The organism is Amycolatopsis bartoniae, from assembly GCF_014191255.1.
Lineage (GTDB): Bacteria > Actinomycetota > Actinomycetes > Mycobacteriales > Pseudonocardiaceae > Amycolatopsis_E > Amycolatopsis_E bartoniae.
Genome location: NZ_JACHWH010000011.1, coordinates 81,825 through 105,935, shown reverse-complemented (window position 1 = coordinate 105,935; position 24,111 = coordinate 81,825). Strand labels below are relative to the sequence as shown.

Here is a 24,111-nt window from a genome sequence, read left to right as displayed (position 1 = left end):
CCGCCCGATCATTCTATGGCGTGATTCCCGCTCCCGGCGAAGCCATGTCCATCCGCCACCGGTTCGGGCTTTTCCCGGATCGGCAGAAGGAGGATGACGCCGAGCAGCGGGCCGATCGCCAGCACGCTGAGAGCGAGCAGGAGTGATCCCGTGGCACCGAAGACCGCGCCGACGGCGATGGGCGCGAACACGCCGCCCAGTTGCCACGACGTGTTGGCGAATCCGAACGCGCTCCCGACGTGACGCGGGTCGGCGTATTGGGGAACGGTCGAGTTCGTGAGGACGGTGTAGCCGTAGACGCCGACGCCGAGAAGTGGTGCGAAGGCGAGCATCGCGGTGTAGCTGTGAAGAAGCCCGAATACGATGAGGATCAGGACGAAGTAGCCGCTGAGGACCATGAGATGGGTCTTGCGGGTGCCGCGGACACGGTCGGACAGGAAGCCCACCAGGGGTTTGATGCCGATCGCGGTGGTGCTGACCACGACCATGACGAGGGCCGCCTTCCCGGTTGGCAGCCCGAATGCCTTGACCATCAGTGAGTTGCCCCAGGCCAGGAAGCCGAGTGTGCCCCACTGCATGCCAAAGCCGGCGGCGGAAAGCGAGATGAGGTTGCGGTTTTTCAGTATCATGGCCACACTCGGCCGGCTGCCCCGTGACTTGGCCGGTTCCGGCATGGGCGCGACCTCGCGGGGTGGTTCGTTCCGCAGAAACGTCCAACAAAGGATGCCGGTCGCGACGGACAGCAGGCCGAGTACGAAGTAGACGCCGTTCCAGCTCAGTTTGGCCATGAGGCTGGGAATGGTGGCGTTGGCGAGCACACCCCCGACCGCTGTCGAGGTGATGTAGAGGCCAAAGGCTGTGCCGCGTTCCCGCAGCGGGAACCAGCGGCTGAGGAGCTTGGTGAAGGAGGCCACGTCGGCGCCGCTGACGAGGCCGATGAGGACCTGGACTACGACGCCCAGGGCGAGGTTGGTGACGGTGCCGAACACGAAAGTGAGGATGCCGGCGGCGACCAGCGAGATTCCGACGGCGGTGCGGCCGCCGATCAGATCGGCGACGACACCGCCGGGAATGTTCGTGACGACGTAGCCGATGGACATCGCCGTGGCGAAGATCCCGAGTTCGGCGACGGACAGCCGGAGCGAGTGCGAGGCGCTGACGGCCACCACCGACCAGGCGGTGCGGTTGACGTAGATGACGGTGAAGGCCAGCCAGCACAGGAACAGGATCATCCAGCGGTAGCCGGATGGCCTGGGTAACGTTGTCTCCGCCGGTTGGGGCGTGGTGCTCGTGGTGGATTCCGTAGTGTCCATGTGGACCTCCTTGTCCGGACTGTGGGCGTGCGATCGGGAGATTCGGTGTCTGCGGGTTGGTGCTCGCGGTGTGTTCCGACTATCGATCAAGCGGATCGGCCTGGCGGCTCGCCATATGCCGATCGGACCGATGCGATACCTGAGTCCTCTCGGTGTTCAGCGATCGAGTCGTGCCAGCCAGCGGCAGAGCTCCCGGTGGAAGCGGACCGGATCTTCCTGGTGCAGCCAATGCCCGGCGTCGGGCCAGGTGTGGATTTCGCTGGCCGGGTGCGGGCTCAGAGCCTGGTCGAGCGCGGCCTGTGCCGCGTCCCGATAGACGGCGAACACCGGCACCCTCCTGCGGAGGAGTACGACGTCGGCCCCAGGACGCAGCCGGATGCTGTCAGGCCCCAGTGCGAAGGCCCGGGAGGTTTCCACCATGACGTGCGGCGCGATCGCGAACGGCCTTCGTTGGTGCCATTCCCGGAGGTAGGCTGGCGTGTGCGGCCCTTCGATCAAGGCGAAATGGGCCGCCGCGAGCGCGGCCGCCCCGGGTTCGGATAATTTCTTCGCACGCGCCTCGAACCCCGCGCGGCGCTCCGGCGGGAGCGCGTATACCGGATCGATGGCGACCAGGCCGGCCACCAGATCCGGATGGCGGTCGCCGACGAGCACTCCCACCTCCGCCCCAGCCGAATGTCCGGCGACCACGGCGTTCGAGACGCCGAGCGCGCGCATGACCGTGGCGACGTCGTCGGCGAAGACCGCCGGGCCGTAACCCGAGGGAGCGATGGTCGACCGTCCGTGGCCGCGCAGGTCGACGGTGATGACCCGGGTATGAGGCGTGAGCAGGGGAATCAGGTGGATCCAGTCGTCGGAGTCGCAGAGCCAGCCGTGCACGAGCACGACGGGGCGCGCCCCAGCGCCGGCACTGTCTCCGCTGTCGGTGCAGAACAAGTCGACTCCGTCGGCGACCGTCACAGATCGGGTTTTCATCTTGGTCCTCCGTTGTCAGCCGGCCACTGGCACGGACCAACCCGGTGCCCCGCAAGCAGACAGCACGCTCGCGTTGTAGCGCAGCGTTTCCACTGGATCGCGCACGGTACTGAGATCCTCCAGCGACACCCAGCCCTCGTACCCGATCTCGTCCAGATACGCGAGCACCCCCGGCACGTCGACCACGCCGTCATCCAGAGGGCTCCACCTTGGACGGTGCACCCGCACTGGACCCCTGCCGTCCACTGGCCGGAAGACGGCGTTCTTCAGGTGGACGTGGTGCAGATACGGCCCGAGCAAGGCGGTACCGATCCGATAGTCTTCGTAGCCCTCGAACACCATGTTCCCCACGTCGTAGATGACGCCGACCCTGGTGGGGTCGAACTGCGAGACCAGCCGTTGTGCCAGCGACGCACTGGGAAACAAGGTGTGCTGATGGATCTCGACGACGAGCCGCACGCCGGCCCGGATGGCGTGTTCGGCGGCGTCGGTGAGAAAGGCGAGGAAATGGGCGGAAAGCTCGTGGTAGTCCGGACCACCCGGCTCGAACCGAGGGCCCTGCAGCCGGATCTGCGGCGCTCCCGAAGCTTCTGCGACGGCCAGCACCTTGTCCAAACCAGACAAGTCGCCGCTGCGCACATAGGGGCTGAGACCGATCACCGAGAGTCCCGCGGCTGCGCTCAGCCGAGCGACCCGCCTGCCGTCCGCGGGATCCAGGGATAACGTGGTGCGGTTTCCGACCAGGAAGGTCTCGGCGCTGCTGCCGATCGCGTGCGGTGCCTCGCCGACCTTCCATTCGAGGCCCGCATATCCGGCCTCCGCTGCCGCGGCAATGGCCTCCGCGGGGTCGAGCGTGGGCAGCCCGACCGTGGCATATCCGTAGCGCATTCGGCGTCCTTCCGTGCGACGTTGCTGGAGACCAGATTCGTCGAGGCTTCGTCGCTGGAGTGTGGTGATATACCGATCGGACTGTTCTGAGACCTCAGCGGTATCGATCGCCAGGGGCGAGTGGGCATGGCGATATCCCGTACATGTCGGCGATGCCCGGATGACGTATCACGCAGGGGAACCAGGCTGCGGCAGCCGACACTGGCGACACGGCCATCGCGGGCCGCAGCAGCCGAACCGGACAACTTTTCGAGGTGGAGCGTGACAGTGATCGGCACACAAGCCCGGACCTCTTTCGGGCGGACGAGCGTCACCCTAGGCTGGCTCGGGGTCGGGGCCGGCACCCAGTCGAACCGGGACGGCGAGCGCGCCTTCGATGAAATGCTCGAGGCGGCCTGGCAACACGGAGTACGGGATTTCGACACGGCCCCGCTGTATCTGAGCGGGGAGAGCGAGCGGCGGCTCGGACGCTTCGTCCGCCGTCACGAGCGGAACGAACTGGTCATATCGACCAAGGTCGGGCGACTGCCCAACCGGCCGGAGGCGGTGGATCTGCACTCCGCTCGCCAGTTCGACTTCTCCGCTTCAGCGACACGGGAGTCCGTGTCCCGCAGCCTCGAACGCCTGGGAACGGACCGCGTCGACATCGTGTATGCCCACGACGTCGACCGGGAGATGCACGGCGACCAGTTCGACGACGTTCTCGCTCTCGTGCTCGACGAATGTCTGCCCACGCTCGCGCAGCTCCGGGACGAGGGCATGATCCGGGCGATAGGGGTGTCTTCGCGGCAACCGGACGTGTGTCTGTCGATCGCCCGAAACGCGGCGGTTGACGGATTCATCATGGCGGGGTCCTACACCTTGCTCAACCACGAACCACTACACGAGTTGCTGCCTTACTGTCTCGAGTCCGGCCACTCGGTGGTGATCGCCTCACCATTCAACACGGGGATATTGGCCACAGGAGACCCCGACGCGACCTACGACTACGGCAAACCGACGCCAGAAGTCCAAAATCGGGTAGCCCGCATCGTGGACTTGTGCCGGGTGCACGATGTCGACCTCGCCGCCGCGGCGCTGACCTACCCGGTCCGTCACCCGGCCGTCGCCGCGGTCGTCGTCGGTAACCGATCGGCGGCCGAAGTTCGAAGGAATATCGCGATCGCCGGCCGGCCCATTCCGGACGACTTCTGGGCCGACCTGGAAGCGGCGGGCCTCACGCCATCGAACTCCCAGAAAAGGACTTCATGACTCACGGTTCCGCGCACCCCGGGGGTGCCCCTACGGGTTTGTCACGCGACTGCCGTCGTGGGAGCTGGCTCGGGGTGTCGGTCGTGGGTTCGGTTGCGGAGCATGGCGCAGAGGACGTCGCAGCGGCGTCGGGCGAGGCAGATGAGGGCGGCGAACGCGGCGAGGAAGAAGGCGCGTTTGAGCTGGCGGTTGCCGGTGCGGGCAGGATGCTCGCCCTTGATGCTGGTGGCGGAGCTGCGGGTGACCGGGGCGATGCCGGCGTAAGCCACGAGATGTCCCGAGGAGGCGAAGTTGGAAGCGTCGCCGATCTCGAGCAGGATGCGGGCTGCGGTCCTGACTCCGATGCCGGGCATCGAGGTCAGGACCCCGGCAAGAGGGTGTGCATCAAGTATTCCCTCCACCTGCTCGGCAACAGATTTGCGTTGCTGCAGCACGGGTCAGAAGCGGCGGACCTGGGGCGAAGGAGCCGGAGCGAAACTGGAGCGGTGACTGTTCCGCAGATGGGCTCAAACTGCTTGAGTTGAGCTCAACGTACCCACCCTGAGCACCAAATTCTCTGTTTCCGCAGGTCAGCGCATGGGCCGGTGACACCGCTGTGCTGTGCTCGACCCATGGCCTCTGACGAGTTAACTCCCGAGCAGCGCCGGCTCCGTGCGCAGATCGCCGCTCACGCCTCGTAGGCGAACACCGACGACCGCACGGCCCGCACCGCGGCGGCCCGCAAGGCAGCAGAGGACCGGTTCCACAAACAGGTCGACCCGGACGGAACCCTGCCGCCCGAGGAGCGGGCCTTGCGTGCCGACTCCGCCCGCAAGGCCTACTTCCTCGCTCTGGCCTTGCGCAGCGCCAAGCCAGAGCGAGGCGCAAGAAGAACACCCCGTAAGGGGCATCACAACGCGTTCGTCCGTCGCCCGCGCCAGCGCGCTGACAGGCTGAGTGCGCTCAATCGAGGTCGGCCTGTCAAAATATGGTCTTTCCAGCGCAAGTACTTTGATGCACATCGGGCGGATCGCAATGGAAAGGAATCAGTGGCCCGGGAGGTGCCGCTGGCCGTTCGCGTCCGCCGCAGCCTCTCAAGCCCGCAAATGCAGAGACTGTCGCCGCGGCCCAACGCCCCTCGATGAATAATCCTCTGCCCACTATTACGCCGAGCCTGTGCCGAGCCGCCGTAGGCGAGCAGTCGCTTGTGCCCAAACGCAGCCGACCCCCTCATTCGTGCACAGCGCTCCACCGTGTCCAGGCCGTTGCGGGCTAGTACAGCGCTCAATGCACCTTACTGGCAGTGAGGGGCCCCTGCAGCATCTCTGACCTGCGGTTCGTCAGGTCGAGGGGCTACCGATCGGGATGTTGTCGTTTGTGGCCCTACTCGAACAGGCCTGAGTTGTGCGGTCGACCCGAGGCAGCCATGCAGGTTCCGGGTCTGCCCCGCCGCCGACATCAAGGACGGCATCCGGCCCGGCGTGACCCGGGAGGAGTCCGCTGAGCTGCGGGAGTTGCGCAAGCGCAACCGGCTGCTGGAGCAGGAGAACGAGGTCCTGCGCAAGGCCGCGGCCCACCTGGCATCTCCCGGCAGGCCTACTACCAGTGGCGCGCCGCCCCATTCTCTCAGCGGGACTGGGACGACGCACCCCTGATCAACGCCGCCCTCGAGATCCACGCCGACGACCCGGCCGACCGATACGGTTCATCGCTGACGAACTCGCCCGTCGCGGGTTCACCGCCTCGGAGAACCGGGTGTGGCGGATCTGCTCCAGGCAAAAGATCTTCTCACTGCACACCACAAAGAAAGGCCGCTCCCGTCCGGCGGGGCCGCCGGTGCACGACGACCTCATCCGCCGCGACTTCACCGCTCCCGCGCCGAACGTGACGTGGTTGACCGACATCACCGAGCACGCGGCGAACCCTACTGCCCATCCCACAGCCACGGCGAGCTCCAGCCTCTGGTTCCGGGACAGGTCGTGGCGCTGGACATCGAGTTCTGACCCATCTGCGTTGTCCTGCCTGCCGGGTGCCGGCTCGCGGTCCAGACCCGCGCAGAACTCGTGGCTGAGAGCGCGGCCCGGTAGGCGACGGTCGACCAGCTCAGCTTGGGAAATCCGTTCCGCCGGCCTCGACTGCCTTACGCAGAAGCCGAGTCATCACTGGGCGTGGCGGAGCGGAGTTCCACGCAGCATTCGCCGGCACGAGGATCGAGGACGGCTTCGACGGTGGGGGCCTGGATACCGTTGAGCACACCGCTGAGGAAGGCCAGGTTGATGCCGCACACGAGGTCGGGAGCCTTGGCGGCCAGTGGATGGAACGGGCAGTTGCGTAGCCGCAGGCACGCCGGGGTTTCCCGGTCCGGTTCGAAGCCGTGGCGTTCGACGATCGCGGAGGTGAGGGTCAGGGCGCGCTCGGTGCCGAGGCGTCCGGGCCGGACCGCGCCGCGTTCCGCTGCGCCGAGCGTCTCGCCGTGGCGGCGGGCGGCGCGCAGTGCCGAGTCGCGTGCGGTCTCACCGTCGCCTTCGTCGAGGACGGCGTCCAGCAGGATTTCGGCGAGGACGTCGTGCTGGCGCGGCGGGATGCTCACCTGCACTTCGAGGTCGGACGGCTCGTAGACCTTGGGGGCGCGTCCGACCTTGCGGATCCCGCCGACGAACTCGTAGCGCGTCCGCAGCAATCCGGCATCGACCAGCTTGTCGAGGTGGAACGCGGCCAGCTTGCGGGAGATCCCGACCGCTTCGGCGGCCTCGTCGCGGGTGACCGGGTGCCGGGTCTGGCGGATGTGGCTGTACATCCCGCGCCGCAGCGGATCGTCCAGCGCGGCGAGCGCGCTGATCGGCTCCTGGTCCATGGCAGCAGGCTAACACCAACATCCGTGGATGTAACTCCAAACGGGTACCGCTTACCTGCTCCACTTGACCGCCACCGGTAATAAGACCAAACTTCGCTGGCGAAAAGGAGTGGTCCACCATGACGCACGAACTCGAACAGGCGAAGCAGCCGGTGAGCGCCGCGCTGGCCGGCCCGTACGGGCACCCCTTCCACCCGATCCTGGTCACCGTTCCCATCGGTGCCTGGGTCTCCAGCCTGGTGTTCGACATCGGTTCGCGGATCGTCGGCGACCCCGGTTTCCTGGCGCGGGGCTCGGTGTGGCTCATCGCGATCGGGGTGATCGGCGCGCTCGCCGCGGCTCTGATCGGCACCCTCGACCTGCTGGCCATCCCCACCGGCACGCCGGCGTTCCGCACCGGGCTGACGCACATGAGCCTCAACCTCGTGGTCACCGCGGCCTACGTCGTCGGCTTCTTCTGGCGCCGCGCGGCCTCGGCCGGAGCCGGTCCGGTCGGGATCGGCCCGCTGGTGCTGTCAGCGGCCGCACTCGTCGCGCTCGCCGCGTCCGGCTACCTCGGCGGCAAGCTGGCCTACCACTACGGCGTCCGTGTCGCCGCCGAATCCACCCAGGCCGAGGGCTACGCGACCCGTCACGCCGCCTGAACCATTCCGTTCCCACCACCACATCGAGGAGAGTTTTCATGGACATCGCCGCGCTGATCGCTTGGCTGGTCACCGCCGTCGGCGGTTTCGTCATGCTGGGCACCTGGGTCGCCAAGGGCGGCACCCGCAAGCCCGAACGCAGCCGGTTCTCCCCGGGACTGATCTTCGGGCACTTCGCCCTCGCCGCGGTCGGACTGGTCCTGTGGATCATCTACCTGATCGCCGGCGGCACGACGCTCGCGTGGATCGCGTTCATCCTGCTCGTACCGGTCGCCTTGCTGGGCTTCACCATGCTGGCCCGGTGGATCCCCGGCTACCGCACCCGCACCGCGACCGCGGCGAGCGCAGACGCGGCCCCCGAGCAGCACTTCCCGGTCGCCGTGGTCGGCGCGCACGGACTGGTCGCCGTCGCCACCGTCGTGCTCGTCCTGCTCGCCGCCCTGGGCATCGGCAGCTGACTTCCGCCCGATCCGCACCCCACCCGAAACCTTCGAGGAGCTCACCAGTGGTATCGCCGACGTTCGTGATCATCGGAGCCGGCCTGGCCGGCGCGAAAGCCGCCGAGGCGTTGCGGAAGAAAGGCTTCGACGGGCAGCTCATCCTGCTCGGCGACGAGCACCACCGCCCCTACGAGCGGCCCCCGCTGTCCAAGGACATCCTCACCGGCAAAGCCGAGCGCGAGAGCGCGTTCGTCCACCCCCAAAGCTGGTACGCCGACCACGACGTCGACCTGCGGCTCGGCACCCAGGTGGCGGGCGTGGACCGCGCGGCCCACGAGGTCGTGCTCGGCGACGGCAGCCGCGTCGGCTACGCCAAGCTCCTGCTGGCCACCGGTGCCGAACCCCGCGCGCTGCCGGGCGCGCAGGGCACGTTGCAGCTGCGTCGTTTCGGCGACACCGAGCGGCTGCGGCAGGTTCTGGAGAGCGGGTCGCGGCTCGCCGTGGTCGGTGCCGGGTGGATCGGTCTTGAGGTGGCCGCGGCGGCGCGCCAGGCCGGCCTGGAGGTCACCGTGCTGGAGGCCCTCGAGCTGCCGCTGCTGCCCGCCCTCGGACCGGAAGCCGCCCGGGTGTTCGCGGACCTGCACACCGCACACGGCGTCGACCTCCGGCTCGGGGTGAAAGTGGCGGAAGCGAGCGCGACGCACGTGAAACTCGCCGATGGTACGCGCCTCGACGCCGACGCCGTCCTCGTCGGCATCGGCGCGGTTCCGAACACGGCGCTGGCCGAAGCCGCCGGGTTGCTCGTGGACAACGGGATCCGTGTCGATGCCCACCTGCGCACCAGCGACCCGGACATCTTCGCCGCCGGCGACGTCGCCAACGCCGACCACCCGTTCCTGCGCCACCCGATCCGGGTGGAGCACTGGGCGAACGCGCTGAAACAGCCGGCCGTCGCGGCCGCCGGGATGCTCGGCACGGACGAGGTCTACGACGAGCTGCCGTACTTCTACACCGACCAGTACGACCTCGGGATGGAGTACCTCGGCCACAACGAGGGCTACGACCGCGTCGTCTTCCGCGGCGACGTCGAAGCCCGCGAGTTCATCGCCTTCTGGCTCAAGGACGGCAAAGTCGTCGCGGGCATGAACGTCAACGTCTGGGACGTCACAGACCCGATCAAAGCCCTCATCCGCTCCGGCACCACGGTCGACGTCGACCGGCTGGCCGACCCGTCCGTACCGCTGCCGGAGGCCGGAACCGACCGGACGGGCACACCGGCCTAGAAGCCGGGTCAGGCCGCCGGGGCGCCGACGAGCCCGCCGATGCCGAACGTGACCACCACGGCCAGCCCGCCGAGGAGCAGCTGACGCGATCCCGACCGCAGAAGCGGACGGCCGGTGAGCTTGCCGACCCTCCCGGCACTGCCGCACCAGCGAGGTGTCCATACAGGACGGTGCGACTCCGTTGACCCCGGATGCCTTCCGCGGCGAGTTCGAGGGCCAGGCTCTGGGTGAACAACCGCAGCGCGCCCTTCGGCGTCCGCATGATCGCCCGTCACGGCGTCGGCGCGGTGTTCGAGTACATCCAGCCGGGGTGACCGGGAGTCCTCTGTCCTTTGAGGACGGTGGTGGTCTACCAGGCCGAGGACACGGCCCGCGAGTGAGGGGTCGAGATCACGGGGCTTCCGTGCCGGGTTCACGTCCGGTTCCCCCACCGGCGCCGGTGTCGTAGGCGGTGCGGAGGTGGTCGGCGATCATCTCGATCGCCGTACGCGCTGTGGCGAGGGGCTTGTAGTGGGTGAAGGCGTGGTCGGCGCCGGGGAACTCGTGGTGGGTGACCCGCGCGCCGTGCGCGCGGGCGTTCTCGGCGAACGCGCGCATGTCGTGGCGCAGGGTGTCGAGGCCGCCGGTGAGGACGAGCAACGACGGGAAGTCGCCCGGTGCCGGGTACTTGGCAGGGGACACGACCGGATCGGTCAGGTCGGCACCGACGAGGTAGGTCTCGCGGATCATCCTCAGCAGCCAAGGGCCGATGATGGGCACCTTCCGCGGGGAGGTGCGGCTTTCGTCGGGCAGGGAGAAGTCCGCCGCCCCGTACTCAAGGCTGGCCGCCACCGGCGTGGGCGTCCCGTTCCGCAGGGCCAGGACGAGCACGCTCAACGCGAGCTTCGCGCTCGCGCTGGCTCCGCCGATCGAGATCCGGTTCCGGTCCCAGCCCCCCTGTCCCGGGCTCGGTCGAGGAGCCACCGGTAGGCGCCGTAGCACTCCTGTTCGGCCACGGGGAACCGGACCTGCGGGCTGACGTCGTAGTCGGGAAGGACGACGTAGCAACCCACTTCGCTGGCCAGGTACCGGGCGACGATGTCCTCGGGCACCGGTGAGTGCAGCAACGCGGGAATGGTGCCGTGCCGGGTCGGGATGGTGATCCGTTCCGGTGCGGCGACGGGTTTGGTCGCGAACTGCAGCTTCGGCGATTCGAGCAGGAGCCGGCCGAGGACCGGAAAGAGCACCTGGAACGAGCGTGCGACCAACGCGGGCAACGGAACAGCCCCGGAGTGCCGATGCCGTTCAAAGATCCAGCCATCGCCTGGCGGCAGGGCGGGGCGCCGACCTCGTCCACAACTCGGCGGGCGGCGCGACCGGTCCAGGAGTCCATCCGCTCGCTGCGCCCCGGCGGCAGGCTGATCGGCATGGGCTCGCACCCGGGCCCGCGCGCCGAGATCGACCTGTACAGCCTGTACCGCCACGAAATCGACTTCCGCGGCGCGCACACCGGAAACCTGCGCGAGGTTCCCGAGGTGCTGGCCCTGCTCGCCGCGGGCACGGTGCGCCCGGTCGTCGACTCGGTGTTCCCCCTGGCCGAAGCGGCGGCCGCCCAGGAGCGTCTGGTCAGCCCGGACCGATTCGGCAAGGTGGTGCTGTCGATCGGCTGAGCCGTCAGCCGATCCGCCTGTCCTTCGTCTCCGGCATGGTCAGGTAGATGACCAGGCCGATCGCGGCCGCGATCGCGCAGTACAACCACACCCACCCCCCGCGCCCGCTGGTGGTCAGCCACGTCGTCAGGTACGGGACGGTGCCGCCGAACACGGCGACCGACAGGGCGTAGGGCAGGCCGATGCCGGTCGCGCGGACCTCCGGCGGGAACTGCTCCGCCATGATCGCCGCGACGTTGGCCGAGTAGCCCAGCAGCAGGACCAGCCCGGTGACCTGCACGGCCAGCAACGGCAGGAAACCGCCGTCGAGGAGCCGGAAGGCGGGCCACGACAGCACCAGGAACCCGCCCGCGAACGCCGTCAGCGTGGGCTTGCGGCCGATCCGGTCGGACAGCAGCCCGGCGAACGGCAGGAGGACCACGAAGACGACGAGCCCGATGACGTTGGCGAGCAGCGCCCGGCTGAGCGGGATGTGCGTGGCCACGGTCGCGTAGGTGGGCAGGTATGTCAGCCACATGTTGTAGAGCACGACCCCGGCGATGTTCAGCCCGAACACGCGCAGCGCTGCCTTCGGGTGCTTGCGGAGCATTGTGCCCAGCACGTTGCGCTGACTGCGAGCGTGGCGGAACGAAGCCGTTTCCTTCACCGAGCGGCGCAGCCACAGTCCGGCGAGCCCGAACAGTGAGGCCACCACGAACGCCAGGCGCCAGCCCCAGCTGTCGACCGCCTGCCGCGGCAGCGCCGACGTGACGAGCGCCCCCGTGCCCGAGGCGATGAGGATGCCGACGCCCACCGAAACCTGCTGCCACGAGCCCGCGAACGCGCGCCGCCCGGGGCCCGCGGACTCCACGAGGAACGCCGACGCCGAGCCGAACTCGCCTCCCGCGGCGAACCCCTGTGCGATGCGGGCCACCACGAGGATGACCGGCGCCGCGAGCCCGACCTGGGCGTAGGACGGCGAGACGCCGATGACGAACGTCGCCGCCGCCATCAGGCCGATGGTGAGCACGAGGCCCTTCTTGCGGCCGTGCCGGTCCGCGTAGGCGCCCATGACCGCGGCGCCGACGGGCCGGACGACGAACCCGACGGCGAAGATGGCCAAAGTGGACAGCAGCGCGGCGCTGTCGTTGCCCGGCGGGAAGAAGTGGTGCGCGAAGACGGACGAGAACGTCGTGTACACCGCCCAGTCGATGAACTCGACGGCGTTGCCGACGCTCCCGGCGAGGATCGCCCGGCGGCTGCCCCGTTCGACGTCGTTCCCCTGGGCCGTGCTGGTCCGGGTGTCGTCCATGGTCGTTCCCTCTCAGTTCCCGGAAGCCGTCAGCCGGGCGCGGACCGGTCCGGACCGCGCCACGTCCGCGATCGTGAGCGCCATCGCGAGGCCACCGTCGCGCACGAACCGGTCGCCTTCCCCGCCCCCGGCCGCGGTGGCGAAGGCGGCGGTGTGGTTCCCGTCCTCCGGCGGAAGGTCGAAGGACAGCATCGGGTGGAGCGCGGGCAGGATCTGGGAGACGTTGCCCATGTCGGTGGAGCCGAAGAGCTTGTCCGGGTAGTCGGGGAACGTGCGGCCCAGGCTCTCCGCGTTGTCCTGGAACAGCGAGGCCAGGTCCGGGTCGTGCCGGAACTCGCGGTACAGCGAGGGCTGGGTCGTGAAGTCCACGCCGGTTCCGGCCGCGACCGCACCGGCCTCGAAGCACTTCCGGACCCGCTCCCACACCTCGTCGACCTCGTCGAGGGTGTCGCAGCGGATCATGCACTCGGCGGTGGCGCGGTCGGGGATGACGTTGACCGCGGTTCCGGCTCCCTGCACGACGCAGTGGACCCGCACGCCGTCGCGCAGCTGCTGCCGCAACAGCCCGAGGGCGGTCTGCGCGACCACCACGGCATCGGCGGCGTTGAGCGCGTTCCACGGGCGCGACGCGTGGCCACCGCGGCCGGTGTAGTCGACGCGCCAGGACCGCGAGGCCCGGAACTGCGGGTTGACGACGTCCTTCAGCGACGGGTGCACCATCATCGCCGCGTGCGTCCCGGCGAAGACGCCGCGCTGGACCATGATCTCCTTGCCGGTACCCCGTTCCTCCGCCGGCGTGCCGAAGACCTTGAGCGTCAGCCCGAGCTCGGCGGCGAACGGCGCCAGCGCCAGTGCCGCTCCCACGGCCGCCGCGGCGATCGCGTTGTGCCCGCAGCCGTGCCCGATGCCGGGCAGCGCGTCCATCTCGGCGCAGATGCCGAAGACCAGGTCACCGGAACCCGCCGTGGCCACGAACGCCGTGGACAGGTCCGCGACCGGATGCTCGACCGAGAACCCGTGCCGCGCGAGAACGTCGACGATGGCCGCCGACGTCCGGTGCTCCTCGAACGCCGGCTCCGGGTCGGCGTTGATGGCGGGCGACAGCGTGAGGACGCGGTCGAGGTTCGCGGCGAACTCGCCTTCGATGCGGTCCCTGATGCCGGTCATCGCCACACCTCGTTCAGCAGTCGCAGGATGTTGCCGCCGAGCACGGCGGCGATCTCGTCGTCGCGGTACCCGTGCTCGACGAGCCAGCCGGCGATGTTGCGGAAGTTCTCGGTGGGGTTCTCGAGCCCGTCGACGTGGCTGACCCGCTCCCACTCCAGGTCGCCCGCGTCGAACACGCGGGAGGAGCCGATCACGTCGCCGATGGCCTTCTGGAAGGAGGCGTGGTCGCCGTAGAGCGTGTCCGGGCCGAACGCGACGTGCTCGATGCCCATCAGCTCGACGGCGTAGGTGAAGTGGTCCATCACCGACTCGATCGACTGCGCACGGTGGTCGTAGGACACGGTGGTGTGCGGGGCCGCTTCGATGCCCAGCACGCCGCCCCGCTCCGCGCAGGCCCTGAGCACGTCGTCGGGTTTCATTCGCGTGATCGGCCAGACCGCCCGCGCGCCGGCGTGCGTGATCGCGACGGGCTTGACCGAGGCCTCGATGGCGTCCAGGGACGTGCGGTCGCTCGCGTGGGAGACGTCGATGAGCATGCCCACGGCGTTCATGCGCTCGACCGCACGCCGGCCGAAGGCGGTCAGGCCGCCGTCGTGCTGCTCCTTCTGCCCGCTGCCGAGCGTGTTCGTCTCCGCGTAGACCAGCCCCATCTGCCGGATGCCCAGTCCATAAAGGACGTCGATGCGGTCAAGGTCGTTCTCGATCATTCCCGCGGACTCGGTGCCCAGCACGAACGCGACGTGGCCGTCGCGCTTCGCGTCGAGGATGTCCCGCACGGTGCGGGCGACGACGGCGCCGTCCTGGTGGGCGAGGTCCGCGAGCCGCAGGCCCAGCGTCGTGATCAGGTCGTCCCACTTCCAGCCCGCGCGGCGCGTGCTGCCGATGACGCCGAACCAGTTGTCGAAGACCGCGGTCAGCCCGGAGCGGCGCAGCTCGGTGAAGGCGGTGAACTCGTGCTTGGAGCGCAGGAAGGCGGGCATGTCCGCCACGTCGGCGGGCAGCAGCTGCGGGTGGTCGTGGAAACTGATCGTCACGTTCTCGGCGAGCAGGCGCTCGATCCGGTCCTCGTCCGCCTCCGCGGTGAAGCGGCTCCGGCGGGCGCTCGGATCGGACAGCTCGACGGCGGGGAAGTCGGTGCCACGGCGGAGGTAGGGGAAGGACTCGTAGTCCGCGGGTTTCGCGGCAGCGGGGTGGTACATCGGGAACTGCTCCTTTCGCTCAGCGCCGGCCAGGCCGCACGGTGCCGTCCGCATCGACCACAATGGACGGATCCAGGTCCCTGGACGCCTTCGCGACCCGCGCGAGGATCGACGCGGCGACCTCGGGCCGCGGGAGGATCGGCTGGCTGTCGGCATCGAGCTCGATCGGGTCGAGGCGGAGGGTGGGCCCGTGCGCGCCGCCCAGGCCGATGCGGAACACGGCGCTTTCGAACCACGGGCCCTGCACCAGGGCCGGCCGGTAGGGCGCCCACGGGTGGGCGTCCTCCTTCGGCACCATCGACTCCGCGTTCCAGCCGTCGCACCAGTCGAAGACGAAGTTGCCCGTCGAGTACAGGATCAGCCCGTCGCGGTGGAACTCCACGGGGTGCAGGCAGTGGGGGTGGTGCCCGATCACGAGGTCCGCACCCGCCTCGACCAGGCGCCGGGCCAGCGGCTGCTGGTACTGGGCCAGCGGGCCCTGCGCCGCCGGCAGGTAGCAGTGCGGGACGCCCCAGTGCAGCGCGATGACGACGAAATCCTGGTGTCGCTTGGCTTCCCGCACCAGTTCTTCCGCCACCCGGACGTCCGGCTCGTGGGCGGTGGAATGCACGAAGGGCGGCGTGCCCGGGGTTTCGTCCAGGAAGCCGCTGTCGTACTCGAACTGCTGGCGCACCCGGATGGGGGCGATGCCGGCGCGGTCCGCGGTCGCGTTGAACCCCAGCGGCAGCGCGCAGCAGAAGCTGAAGAACGCCAGGCTTTCCCCGCCGGCCGAGACCACCCGGGCCCGCGTCGCCTCGGCACGCGTCTCGCCGAAGCCCGCGTGCCCGATCCCCGCGGCGTCCAGCGCCCGGACGGTGTCGCGCATCCCGTCGGCGCCGTAGTCCATCGCGTGGTTCATCGCCAGGGACACCAGGTCGAACCCGAAGGCGGCCAGTTCCGCGGCCCCCGAAGCCGGGGCCCGCATGGCGACGAGCTTCTCCGCGCGCTGCCCGCGCCCGGTGAGCGGCACTTCGAGGTTTCCGATCGTCAGGTCCCCGCCCCGCAGGAGTCCGAAGGCCGAAGCGCCGGGGCCCGAAGGAGCGGTTTCGGGACGGCGTGGCCACCCCGAAACGACGACGTCGCCCACGACAGTCAGATCCATGCGTACTCCGTTCCGTGATGTGGCACGCTGTGCCGCAGAGTAGTCCGAAGTTTATTCCGATGTAAAGCACGACCGTGCCGGGATGAGGTACAGCCAGCGTCTGGTGGTACGGTCGTGGCCCCATGGGCACAGCGGAAGAGGGCGGCGACCTGGCGGGTGCGGACAGGCCCGCCGGCAGCATCCGGTCGATGAACAGCGTGCTGAGCACGCTTCGCGTCTTCGAAGAGGTCGCTGTGCGCCAGCCGATCGGCGTCTCGGAACTGTCCCGGGTCACGGGCATTCCGAAGAGCTCCGTGCAGCGGTGCCTGGTCACCCTCAAGCAGGCCCACTGGCTCCGGATCGTGGACCGGGAGCACGCGCGGTGGGGCCTCACGATGAAGGCGCTCGTGCTGGGCCTGCGCAGCGCGGGCGAGCAGGACCTGCGCGAACTGGCGAAGCCGGTCATCCAGGAGCTGGCCGCCGAGACGAGCGAGACGGTCCTCCTCGGCCTGCGCGACGGCGAGGAGTACCTGATCGTCGCGCGGGAGGACGGCAAGCAGCTCGTCCGCGTCTTCATGGAGATCGGCACGCGCGTGCCGCTCGGCGCGAGCTCCGGGGGAGTGGCGGTCCTCGCGCGGCTCGAACCGGCCGAGGTCGAGGAGATCCTGCGGGCCGAGCCCCGCGAGTTCGAGGGCGCGCCGCTGCTCGCGCCCGACGAGATGCGCCACGAGATCGCCCGGACCGCCGAGCGCGGCTACGCCCTGAACATGTCGTCGTGGTACCGCCCGCAGGTGGCGTCCCTCGGCGCGGCGATCACCAACTCGGCGGGGCGGCCCATCGCGGCGGTCACGTTGAGCATCCCGGAGATGCGGTACGACCCCTCACGGGAGCGGGAGCTCGCGCGACTGGTCGTCGCGGCCGCGGACGAGATCAGCCGGCTGATCTCGTCCAGCTGACCGGCTAGGCGTTCAGGACACCGGCGATCAGCCCGGCCGTCGCCTCCGGCGACTCCACGGGGAAGTGGTGGCTGCCCAGGTCGACGAGCACCACCTCGGCGCGGCCCGAGAGGTGGTCGAGGGCTTCCCGGGTGACCAGGTCCCGTACGCCGAACACGGTGATCGGCTGCCGCACAGCGCTCAGCGCCTCGTCCATGTCCCAGGCGACGAGGCCCTCGAACGCCCGGGTGCCCGCGGGCTGGCGCACCGCCACCATCTTCCCGAAGTGCGCTTCCTTCAGTGCCGGATCGGTGTCCGGCGGCGAGCCCGCCTCCACCATGCTGCGCACGAGCCCGGCGAAATCCGTCCGCAGCGGCTGCAGCAGCCCTTCGGCCTGCTCCTCGTCCAGGGCGCCGAACAGGAAGAGGTAGTGCAGGGCGTCGAGGGCGATGACGTGCCGGACCGCGCCGGGGCGCAGCCGGGCGGTTTCGACCGCCACCGCACCGCCGAGCGAATGCCCGGCGACGACGCAGTCGGTCACCGATTCGGCGTCGAGCACCGAGACGACGTCGCGGGCGAACTCCTCGATCGTCCAGTTCTCGCGCGACGAACGGGATTCGCCGTGCTCGGCGAGATCGACGGCGATCACGCGGTACCCGCCGGGCAGGAACCCGGTCAGCGCGTCGAAGTCCCCGCGGTGGCACGCCCAGCCGTGGATCAGGACGACGGCAGGCCCCTCGGGTGGTCCGCTGATCGAGTACCGGATGGACGTCTCGTGCGGCCGCTGGACCTCGCGGTTCTCCACAACCCGGCCAGTCGTCGTCATGTCTGCTCCTCGTGCCACTATGCGGTACGACGTATCGATGAGTAGCATGACGGTAGACACGCTGACCGGGTGTGTCAATCGCCCATCGAAGGAGTGGCGGGATGCCGGCAACCCTCTTCAGTCCGATCGAAATCCGCGGCGTCCGGTTGCCGAACCGGGTCGTCGTGTCGCCGATGTGGCAGTACGCCGGAAAGGACGGGAAACCGACGCCGACGCACACCGTCCATTACGGACGGCTCGCCGAAGGGGGTGCCGGGCTGGTCGTGGTGGAGGGGACGACGGTGGACCGGCGGGGCCGGGGAACCGTGGGCGACCTCGGCATCTGGGACGACAGCGTGGTCCCGCTGCACGCGCGGCTCGTGGACGTCGTCAGGGCCGGCGGCGCCGTGCCGGGCATCCAGCTCATCCACGCCGGGCGCAAGGGACGCCGGAACCCGCCCTGGGACGCGCGCACCCCGCCGCCGTCCGCCGGGTGGCCGGTGCTCGCGCCCAGCGCGATTCCCCTCGGCCCCGACGGGTTCGCCACTCCCGTCGAAATGACGCCCGCCGACATCGAAGACACCGTGGCGGCGTTCGCGAACGCCGCCCGGCGCGCCGACGAAGCCGGTTACGAAGTCCTCGAACTGCAGGCGGCCCACGGCTACCTGATCCACAGTTTCCTCTCGCCGCTGGCGAACCGGCGGGCGGACCGTTACGGCGGCTCCACGGAGAACCGCTTCCGCTTCCTCGTCGAGATCGTCGACCGCGTCCGGAACGTCTGGCCGGACCGCAAGGCGTTGTTCGTCCGCCTTTCGTGCGTGGACGTCGAGTGGAGCATCGACCAGACCGTGGAACTGGTGCGGGAGCTCGGGATCCGCGGAGTCGACGTCGTCGACTGCAGTTCGGGAGGGATCGTCGGGCGGCCTTCGCCAGGTGTGACGCCGGATTACGGCTACCAGGTGCCGTACGCGGAGCAGATCCGCACCCGGACCGGACTTCCGACGATGGCGGTCGGGCACATCGTCCACGCCACGCAGGCCCAGTCCATCGTCGAGAACGGGCAGGCGGACCTGGTCGCGCTGGGGCGGGAGCTGCTCTACAACCCGAACTGGCCCTTGGACGCGGCGCGCAAACTGGGCGTGTCCGATCCCTACGCCCAGGCGCCCACTCGCATTTCGTACTGGCTGAGCAAGCGCGAGGACAGCTTCCCGGGCTTCGCCCCGTCCACGGAGGGACTCAGTTTTCGGACAGCCGCAGGGCGCCGAGCCGGATCGCCCAGGGGTTGACGCGGTCCGGACAACGCTGCTTCATCGCGGTGAAGAACCCGTCGCGGTCTCCTGCGGGGGCACCTCGTCGCCGACCCGCTTGGGCCCGGTGATGGTGGCGAGGTTGTCGAAGGTGAACGCGATGCCGACGCCGCGCGTGATGCCCAGGCTCCCGCCCAGCGCGGGCGAGGCCCAGTCGAAGTCGTAGACGTGGCTGCGGATCTGGTGGGCTTCGGCGAACTGGCGGGCGGGGAACCGGAAGGCGAGGTCGGTGAGCGCGGCGCACCAGACCGTGCCCCCGCGCAGCCCTGGGTTGAGCCGCCGAACCGGCCGATGTTGCGCTGGACCCACCGCATGGCCGCGATCATGTCCCGGAGGCCGAGGTTGGTCGGCGCCCCGTCGATGGGCAGGAACCCCTCGACGCCGAAGCGGCAGTTGATCGCGACGGTCACCGCGCCGGAGCGGTGAAGGAGGCGCGGTCGGCGGGGCGCGTGGGAGCCCAGACGTTGAGGGTCAGGTAGTCGTCGCCGTGGCGCCAGCCGTCGTTCGAGATGGCGGCCAGGTCCAGGGACCCGTCAGGGGAGCAGTCCCTTGAGCAGCAGGGCGATCTGCTCGGTGAGCTGTTCCGGGGTGACCGGGCCGCCGGGTTCGTGCCACCGGTAGACCGTCGTCAGCATGGACAGCACCAGGTTCGCCGCGACGTGGGTGTCGATCGGTGGCGGCTCCCGCTGTGCGGCAAGGGATTCGTCGAGCAGGGCCTGGAACTCGTGGGTGATGGCTTGCAGGGCGATCGCGAGGACTTGTTCTGGTGTGGCCCAGAGTTGTTCGCTCACACTGGCCGGTGCCGCCCAAACGGCGTCCGGGCTCGCCGCCTGCGGCGAGGAGATCGCTGGCGGCGTCGCGATCGGGGCCGCGGCAGGGGCTCCGGAACTCGGCATCGGAGCCATCCCTGGTGGAGTGATCGGCGGTCTGGGCGGACTCATCGCATGCGCCTTCACCGGCGGCCCCGAAGCGGCCGCGGGTATCAGCGCACTGCTCGGCGGCCTGGCCATGACCATGGACGGCCTCGAAGGCGCCGCCGACGACGTCGCTAAACTCGCGAAGCACCCCGGGAGCGTCGAGGGACAGGAGGAAATCCCTGTTCACGACCCCGGTACCGGTAAGGAGATCACCGATATCGACCTGGTCGAGAACGGCGCTCTCGTGGAACGGAAGTCGGCCACAACTGCTCCCGACCCTGTCGGCTGGTCCGCGGACAACGTAACGAACAAGATCTGGAAGTATATCGAGGCTCGGGAGATCGCTCCGGAGTTGGCTGAGTACAGAGATGCGCCGATCATCTACCGGATGACGACACCCGGGGTGCAACCTGAACTGCGAGCGGCAATCGAAGAAGCCTTTGAAGAAGGGAAGCAGTACAATCCCGGTATTGATCTGAGATTGGAGTTCGAGTAGTGAGTGTGTCGTTTTCCTTGCGGGGTGTGCGAGGAAATCTGTGGAACCCGGGAAACAAGACTGGGCGGACCTATGTTGGCATGGCTCGGCTCATCTTCGCGCAGAATCCCGATTTCCCGGATCCGGACAGCTGGATCGTCGAACAGAGTCCAGGTGGGACTCCGGACGACCACTACGTCGATCCGGAGGGTTTGGCCTCGTTCATCCGGGCGGCGCTGGACAGTGCTGTAGTCCGAAATGGTGGTTACCTCCGTATCGCCCGTGGTTTCCTTGAGATCAGTATCGCGATGCTGTTTCGCGCCGGTGTCGAAGTGGAAGCGGTGACTCCGGTGGAGGTCGAACTGGTTGAAGCCGGCCGCGAGTTGGCGCGAACAATGGTGCGCTGACGGACGACCCCCGGGCGTTCACTCGTGTCGACTGTCGGGAACTCGGCTGGTGACTCTTTGGCTGGTGCGGGTTCTTTGTAGCCGCATGTAACGACCGAAGAGACCGGAATGATGGGTATGAGTCCACGTTGATCGCCGACGGTGCCACGGCCGCCGCCGCGGGAGTGACACAGTTGGCGATGCGCGCTGCGGGTGGCGATGACGTCTCTCCGAGGCAAGCCGGCCACGGCACCAGCGGCGGAGACACCGAACCGCCGTTTTCCGCCACTCAGGAAGATCACCGGCAAGGGGATGTCTCGTAACTGGTCTTGGGGTTGTCCCTGTTGGGGTTGTCAGCCGGTGATTGTGATGTTGTGGAGGTGAGCGATTCCGGAGACGGTGTCGGCCAGTGTGCTGGCAGCGCGACGGTAGTCGCGGAGAATTTTCCAGCACTTCAGGTGTGTGCTACTGACGGAGGTTGTCGACAGTCTGGGCTCCTGAGCAAGGGAGGTCCTATGGCTGAGCGTGTGTGGAGTGAGAAGGACCTGGTCAGGCGCGCGAATCGGCGTCTGGCCGTGTTACGGCGCGCCAAGGAGGTCAGCGGCAATGTGGCGGCGACCTGCCGCTACTACGGCATCAGCCGCAGCATCTTCTACCGCTGGAAACGCCGTTACGAGGAACACGGGCTGGAGGGACTCAAGAACCGCTCGAGTGCCCCGATGCACAGCCCGAACGTGACCCATCCGGAGGTGGTCGGCAAGATCATCCACCTGCGCCAGCACTACCACTTCGGCCCGCTGAAGATCGCGATGTACCTGCAGCGTTACCACAACGTCGCCATCAGCCAGTCGGGTGTGTGGCGGATCCTCAAGCGACTGGGCATGAACCGGCTGCCGGCCTCGCAGCGCTACAAGCGACATCAGCAGCGCTGGAAGCGCTACGAGAAGCAACGCCCCGGCCACCACGTCCAGATCGATGTCAAGTTCATCGAACCCATCACCACCGGAATTACCCGGCGCAAACGCTACTACCAGCACACCGCCATCGACGACTGCACCCGCCTGCGGGTGCTGCGGATCTACCCCCGCTCGGACCAGAAGACCGCGATCCAGTTCCTGGACTACATCCTGTCCCGGCTGCCCTTCCAGGTCGAGAAGATCCAGACTGACAACGGCGCCGAGTTCCAGACCGCGTTTCACTGGCACGTGCTCGACAAGGGCATCGGCCACACCTACATCCGCCCCGCCACACCGCGGCCCAACGGCAAAGTCGAGCGCTCTCATCGCATCGACGCCGAAGAGTTCTACCGGCTCCTCGACGGCGTGGTCATCGACGACGCCGGGGTGTTCAACGACAAAGCTCAAAGAATGGGAGGACTACTGCAACTACCACCGCCCCCACGGCGGCCTCGGCGGACAAACCCCGTATGAGAGGCTGCTACAGAAGTCCCAAGCCCAGCCTGTCACCGGCCAGCGTCAGTAGCACAGGTTCCCGGTGCCGGCCCTGCTGCGGGCCTTCGACAACGCGGCGCACGCACTGATCGGCATCGACCTGCTCGTCCTGCCGCACGCGTTCGTCGACGGGCTCCCGCACCAGGACCTCTACCGTGATGAGCGGGTCTGCCTGGTCGCCGCTGCGGGCAACCCCGGGATCGGCGCCAGGCTCACGGTCGACCAGCTCCGCGCGATGCCGTGGGTCGTCACCTACCACGGGCCGACTGCATCGACCCCGGCCGCGCGGCAGATGCGGATGCTCGGCATCGAGGCCCACGTGCTGGTGGCATCCGACGTACGAGCACGACCCCGAACACCGCTACCTGCGCGACCTCCTGACGCGGGTCGCGGGACTGTCAGATCAACTGTGTAGGGCCGTGGCCTACTTGTCGATGTTGATGCGGTCGCCGAACTGGATGGCGAATGCGTTGAGGGTAGCTTTCCAGCCGTTGGAGCGGGTGATGCCGATGGCTCCGTCGGGTCGTGTCGTCGTACGGATCGTGAGGTAGAGCGTTTTCAGGGCTGCTCGCTCGGATGGGAAGGCGCCGCGGTTGCACGCGGGGTTGCCGGGTAGCGGCGGCCAATCTCGCCCGACTCCAGCTCATCCAGCGCCTCGGCCGCGGCGTCCAGCGTCAGTGCCTGGTAGATCGGCCGCAACCCGGCGGTGACCTGGGCAATCTGTTTCTTCGAGGAGTAGCACATCGAGGCCCGGATCAGGTGCACGATGCAGGTCTGCACGATCGCGGCGGGCCAGACGGTGGTGATGGCCTCGGGTAGCCCAGACAGGCCGTCGCAGCAGACGAAACACACCTCAGTCACGCCGCGGGTTTTCAGCTCCGCCAGCACGTTCATCCAATATTTGGGGCCCTCGCCGTCTTTGCCGATCCACATGCCCAGGACGTGTTTGGCGCCGTCGAAGTCGACCCCCACGACCACATAGACCGGCCGATTGGACACCTGACCGTCGCGGATCTTGACCCAGAGCGCGTCGACGAACAGGACGGCCCAGCTCGAACCGAACGGCCGATTGGCCCAGTCGGTGACCGCGCCGGTGACCTTGGAGATCAGGTCGGGTGAAACCTCGACCCCGTAGATGTCGGTGAGGTGGGCCTGGATATCGCGCACGGTCATCCCGCGGGCATACAGCGAGATGATCGCGTCGTTGAGCCCGTCCAGACGGCGCTGGCGCTTACGCACGATCGCCGGCTCGAAGGTGCCGTTGCGATCACGTGGGACGGTGATGTCGACCGGGCCGATGTCGGTCAGCACGGTCTTGGACGTCCGGCCGTCACGAGAGTTGCCCGAGCCGTAGCGTGTTCCTTGTCGTCGTTGTTCCTGCATCGGTCACGTCATCGTGCCCTTCCGGACGGCGGGGAGATCACCTCCCCGCCACCCTGTCAGGGCCACGGCTTACACACTTGTTCTGACACACCCTCCGATACGTACAGCGCTTCAGCGGGAGTCGAGAGACCGGCAAGCAGCGGATACAACTGCTCGACGGTGTCCGGCATTGCAAGGGGCTCAGCGTCGTTTCGTGGTTTCGCATTGGGGTGAGGATCGCACCCAGGCCCCCACCGCTCAACTGCCCGCCGACCTCGGCGCGGTTGACCAACTGCTCGACGAGTCGGTCGTCCGGACCGGTCTCGGGTTTCGAGTTCTCAGCGTCACCCACGTCAGACATCATGTCGGTCATCAGGTGCACTTCTGTGATCGGGGGCTACGCCGGAAGTTGCGCAGTCC

24 protein-coding genes and 5 pseudogenes are annotated in these 24,111 nt (G+C 68.5%); 12 read left to right on the top strand and 17 right to left on the bottom strand.

The window, feature by feature from the left end:
• Positions 1–8: 8 nt before the first annotated feature.
• The 3 genes from FHX82_RS32185 to FHX82_RS32175 form a co-directional block, all read right to left on the bottom strand.
• Positions 9–1,313 carry an MFS transporter gene (locus tag FHX82_RS32185; protein ID WP_145938199.1) on the bottom strand — a complete coding sequence of 435 codons (1,305 nt, stop codon included), beginning with the start codon at positions 1,311–1,313 and terminating at the stop codon, positions 9–11.
• 156 nt (positions 1,314–1,469) lie between these two features.
• A complete protein-coding gene (locus tag FHX82_RS32180; protein ID WP_183176959.1) occupies positions 1,470–2,273 on the bottom strand; it encodes an alpha/beta fold hydrolase in 804 nt (267 codons plus the stop codon).
• 30 nt (positions 2,274–2,303) lie between these two features.
• Positions 2,304–3,176 (bottom strand): sugar phosphate isomerase/epimerase family protein, encoded by an 873-nt coding sequence (locus FHX82_RS32175; protein WP_145938197.1) that lies wholly within the window; start codon positions 3,174–3,176, stop codon positions 2,304–2,306.
• A gap of 261 nt (positions 3,177–3,437) precedes the next feature.
• Between FHX82_RS32175 and FHX82_RS32170 the strand changes: the two genes are divergently transcribed.
• Positions 3,438–4,427 (top strand): aldo/keto reductase, encoded by a 990-nt coding sequence (locus FHX82_RS32170; protein WP_183176958.1) that lies wholly within the window; start codon positions 3,438–3,440, stop codon positions 4,425–4,427.
• A gap of 41 nt (positions 4,428–4,468) precedes the next feature.
• Here FHX82_RS32170 and FHX82_RS32165 read toward each other — a convergent pair.
• Positions 4,469–4,858: pseudogene (locus FHX82_RS32165) on the bottom strand (IS110 family transposase); the annotation flags it as partial.
• Between the two features lie 1,041 nt (positions 4,859–5,899).
• On the opposite strand from FHX82_RS32165, the pseudogene FHX82_RS37435 reads away from it, so the two are divergent.
• Positions 5,900–6,320 (top strand): annotated as a pseudogene (locus FHX82_RS37435) (transposase family protein); the annotation flags it as partial.
• A gap of 226 nt (positions 6,321–6,546) precedes the next feature.
• Here the strand turns inward: FHX82_RS37435 and FHX82_RS32155 are convergent.
• Complete coding sequence (locus tag FHX82_RS32155; protein WP_145938195.1) at positions 6,547–7,260, bottom strand: helix-turn-helix transcriptional regulator; 714 nt, start codon at positions 7,258–7,260, stop codon at positions 6,547–6,549.
• Between the two features lie 119 nt (positions 7,261–7,379).
• Between FHX82_RS32155 and FHX82_RS32150 the strand changes: the two genes are divergently transcribed.
• Genes FHX82_RS32150 through FHX82_RS32140 form a run of 3 tightly spaced genes read left to right on the top strand, consistent with a single transcriptional unit; the run spans position 7,380 to position 9,627 of the window.
• Positions 7,380–7,904 carry a DUF2231 domain-containing protein gene (locus tag FHX82_RS32150; RefSeq protein WP_145938194.1) on the top strand — a complete coding sequence of 175 codons (525 nt, stop codon included), beginning with the start codon at positions 7,380–7,382 and terminating at the stop codon, positions 7,902–7,904.
• Between the two features lie 38 nt (positions 7,905–7,942).
• Positions 7,943–8,362: a hypothetical protein gene (locus tag FHX82_RS32145; RefSeq protein WP_145938193.1), complete on the top strand. Its 420-nt coding sequence runs from the start codon at positions 7,943–7,945 to the stop codon at positions 8,360–8,362.
• A 47-nt stretch (positions 8,363–8,409) separates the two neighbouring features.
• A complete protein-coding gene (locus FHX82_RS32140) occupies positions 8,410–9,627 on the top strand; it encodes an NAD(P)/FAD-dependent oxidoreductase (RefSeq protein ID WP_145938192.1) in 1,218 nt (405 codons plus the stop codon).
• A 390-nt stretch (positions 9,628–10,017) separates the two neighbouring features.
• Here the strand turns inward: FHX82_RS32140 and FHX82_RS32135 are convergent, their stop codons facing one another.
• Together FHX82_RS32135 and FHX82_RS32130 are read right to left on the bottom strand one after the other, a co-directional pair.
• On the bottom strand, positions 10,018–10,590 hold the full coding sequence (locus tag FHX82_RS32135) for an alpha/beta hydrolase fold domain-containing protein (protein WP_183176956.1): 573 nt from the start codon (positions 10,588–10,590) through the stop codon (positions 10,018–10,020).
• Positions 10,500–10,853 (bottom strand): alpha/beta hydrolase fold domain-containing protein, encoded by a 354-nt coding sequence (locus FHX82_RS32130; protein WP_183176955.1) that lies wholly within the window; start codon positions 10,851–10,853, stop codon positions 10,500–10,502. The genes FHX82_RS32135 and FHX82_RS32130 overlap by 91 nt, the downstream gene beginning before the upstream one ends.
• Positions 10,854–10,904: 51 nt before the next feature.
• On the opposite strand from FHX82_RS32130, the gene FHX82_RS32125 reads away from it, so the two are divergent.
• Positions 10,905–11,276 (top strand): zinc-binding dehydrogenase, encoded by a 372-nt coding sequence (locus FHX82_RS32125; RefSeq protein WP_145938190.1) that lies wholly within the window; start codon positions 10,905–10,907, stop codon positions 11,274–11,276.
• 4 nt (positions 11,277–11,280) lie between these two features.
• Here the strand turns inward: FHX82_RS32125 and FHX82_RS32120 are convergent, their stop codons facing one another.
• From FHX82_RS32120 to FHX82_RS32105, 4 genes are read right to left on the bottom strand one after another with little or no spacing between them, the layout of a single operon-like run.
• Complete coding sequence (locus FHX82_RS32120) at positions 11,281–12,567, bottom strand: MFS transporter (RefSeq protein WP_145938189.1); 1,287 nt, start codon at positions 12,565–12,567, stop codon at positions 11,281–11,283.
• A gap of 12 nt (positions 12,568–12,579) precedes the next feature.
• On the bottom strand, positions 12,580–13,734 hold the full coding sequence (locus tag FHX82_RS32115; RefSeq protein WP_145938188.1) for a M20 family metallopeptidase: 1,155 nt from the start codon (positions 13,732–13,734) through the stop codon (positions 12,580–12,582).
• Positions 13,731–14,933 (bottom strand): dipeptidase, encoded by a 1,203-nt coding sequence (locus FHX82_RS32110; RefSeq protein ID WP_145938187.1) that lies wholly within the window; start codon positions 14,931–14,933, stop codon positions 13,731–13,733. Before FHX82_RS32110 ends, FHX82_RS32115 begins: the two co-directional genes overlap by 4 nt.
• 19 nt (positions 14,934–14,952) lie before the next feature.
• Complete coding sequence (locus FHX82_RS32105; RefSeq protein WP_145938186.1) at positions 14,953–16,074, bottom strand: CapA family protein; 1,122 nt, start codon at positions 16,072–16,074, stop codon at positions 14,953–14,955.
• Between the two features lie 122 nt (positions 16,075–16,196).
• On the opposite strand from FHX82_RS32105, the gene FHX82_RS32100 reads away from it, so the two are divergent.
• A complete protein-coding gene (locus FHX82_RS32100; RefSeq protein ID WP_145938185.1) occupies positions 16,197–17,009 on the top strand; it encodes an IclR family transcriptional regulator in 813 nt (270 codons plus the stop codon).
• Between the two features lie 4 nt (positions 17,010–17,013).
• Here FHX82_RS32100 and FHX82_RS32095 read toward each other — a convergent pair whose 3' ends face one another.
• Positions 17,014–17,814, bottom strand: coding sequence for an alpha/beta fold hydrolase (locus FHX82_RS32095; protein ID WP_145938184.1), 801 nt, complete (start codon positions 17,812–17,814; stop codon positions 17,014–17,016).
• Between the two features lie 101 nt (positions 17,815–17,915).
• On the opposite strand from FHX82_RS32095, the gene FHX82_RS32090 reads away from it, so the two are divergent.
• Positions 17,916–19,079: an NADH:flavin oxidoreductase/NADH oxidase gene (locus FHX82_RS32090; protein ID WP_145938183.1), complete on the top strand. Its 1,164-nt coding sequence runs from the start codon at positions 17,916–17,918 to the stop codon at positions 19,077–19,079.
• A gap of 21 nt (positions 19,080–19,100) precedes the next feature.
• On the opposite strand, the gene FHX82_RS32085 is transcribed toward FHX82_RS32090, so the two are convergent.
• From FHX82_RS32085 to FHX82_RS32080, 3 genes and pseudogenes are all read right to left on the bottom strand, one after another.
• Positions 19,101–19,409, bottom strand: coding sequence for a hypothetical protein (locus FHX82_RS32085; RefSeq protein WP_183176954.1), 309 nt, complete (start codon positions 19,407–19,409; stop codon positions 19,101–19,103).
• A gap of 20 nt (positions 19,410–19,429) precedes the next feature.
• A pseudogene (locus tag FHX82_RS37900) lies at positions 19,430–19,510 on the bottom strand (hypothetical protein); the annotation flags it as partial.
• A 123-nt stretch (positions 19,511–19,633) separates the two neighbouring features.
• Positions 19,634–19,891 carry a TetR-type transcription factor C-terminal domain-containing protein gene (locus FHX82_RS32080; protein WP_145938182.1) on the bottom strand — a complete coding sequence of 86 codons (258 nt, stop codon included), beginning with the start codon at positions 19,889–19,891 and terminating at the stop codon, positions 19,634–19,636.
• Between FHX82_RS32080 and FHX82_RS32075 the strand changes: the two genes are divergently transcribed.
• A complete protein-coding gene (locus FHX82_RS32075) occupies positions 19,869–20,513 on the top strand; it encodes a hypothetical protein (protein ID WP_145938181.1) in 645 nt (214 codons plus the stop codon). The two genes, FHX82_RS32080 and FHX82_RS32075, sit on opposite strands and share 23 nt — an antisense overlap.
• Positions 20,513–20,899, top strand: a complete 387-nt coding sequence (locus FHX82_RS32070; RefSeq protein WP_311733431.1) for a DUF6086 family protein — start codon at positions 20,513–20,515, stop codon at positions 20,897–20,899. Before FHX82_RS32075 ends, FHX82_RS32070 begins: the two co-directional genes overlap by 1 nt.
• Before the next feature lie 332 nt (positions 20,900–21,231).
• Here FHX82_RS32070 and FHX82_RS32065 read toward each other — a convergent pair.
• Positions 21,232–21,336, bottom strand: a pseudogene (locus FHX82_RS32065) (IS5/IS1182 family transposase); the annotation flags it as partial.
• A 57-nt stretch (positions 21,337–21,393) separates the two neighbouring features.
• Between FHX82_RS32065 and FHX82_RS32060 the strand changes: the two are divergent.
• A pseudogene (locus FHX82_RS32060) lies at positions 21,394–22,360 on the top strand (IS481 family transposase).
• Positions 22,361–22,372: 12 nt separating this feature from the next.
• A complete protein-coding gene (locus tag FHX82_RS32055; protein WP_229881456.1) occupies positions 22,373–22,744 on the top strand; it encodes a type 2 periplasmic-binding domain-containing protein in 372 nt (123 codons plus the stop codon).
• 143 nt (positions 22,745–22,887) lie between these two features.
• Here FHX82_RS32055 and FHX82_RS32050 read toward each other — a convergent pair whose 3' ends face one another.
• Positions 22,888–23,712: an IS256 family transposase gene (locus FHX82_RS32050; protein ID WP_145938179.1), complete on the bottom strand. Its 825-nt coding sequence runs from the start codon at positions 23,710–23,712 to the stop codon at positions 22,888–22,890.
• Positions 23,713–24,111: the final 399 nt, after the last annotated feature.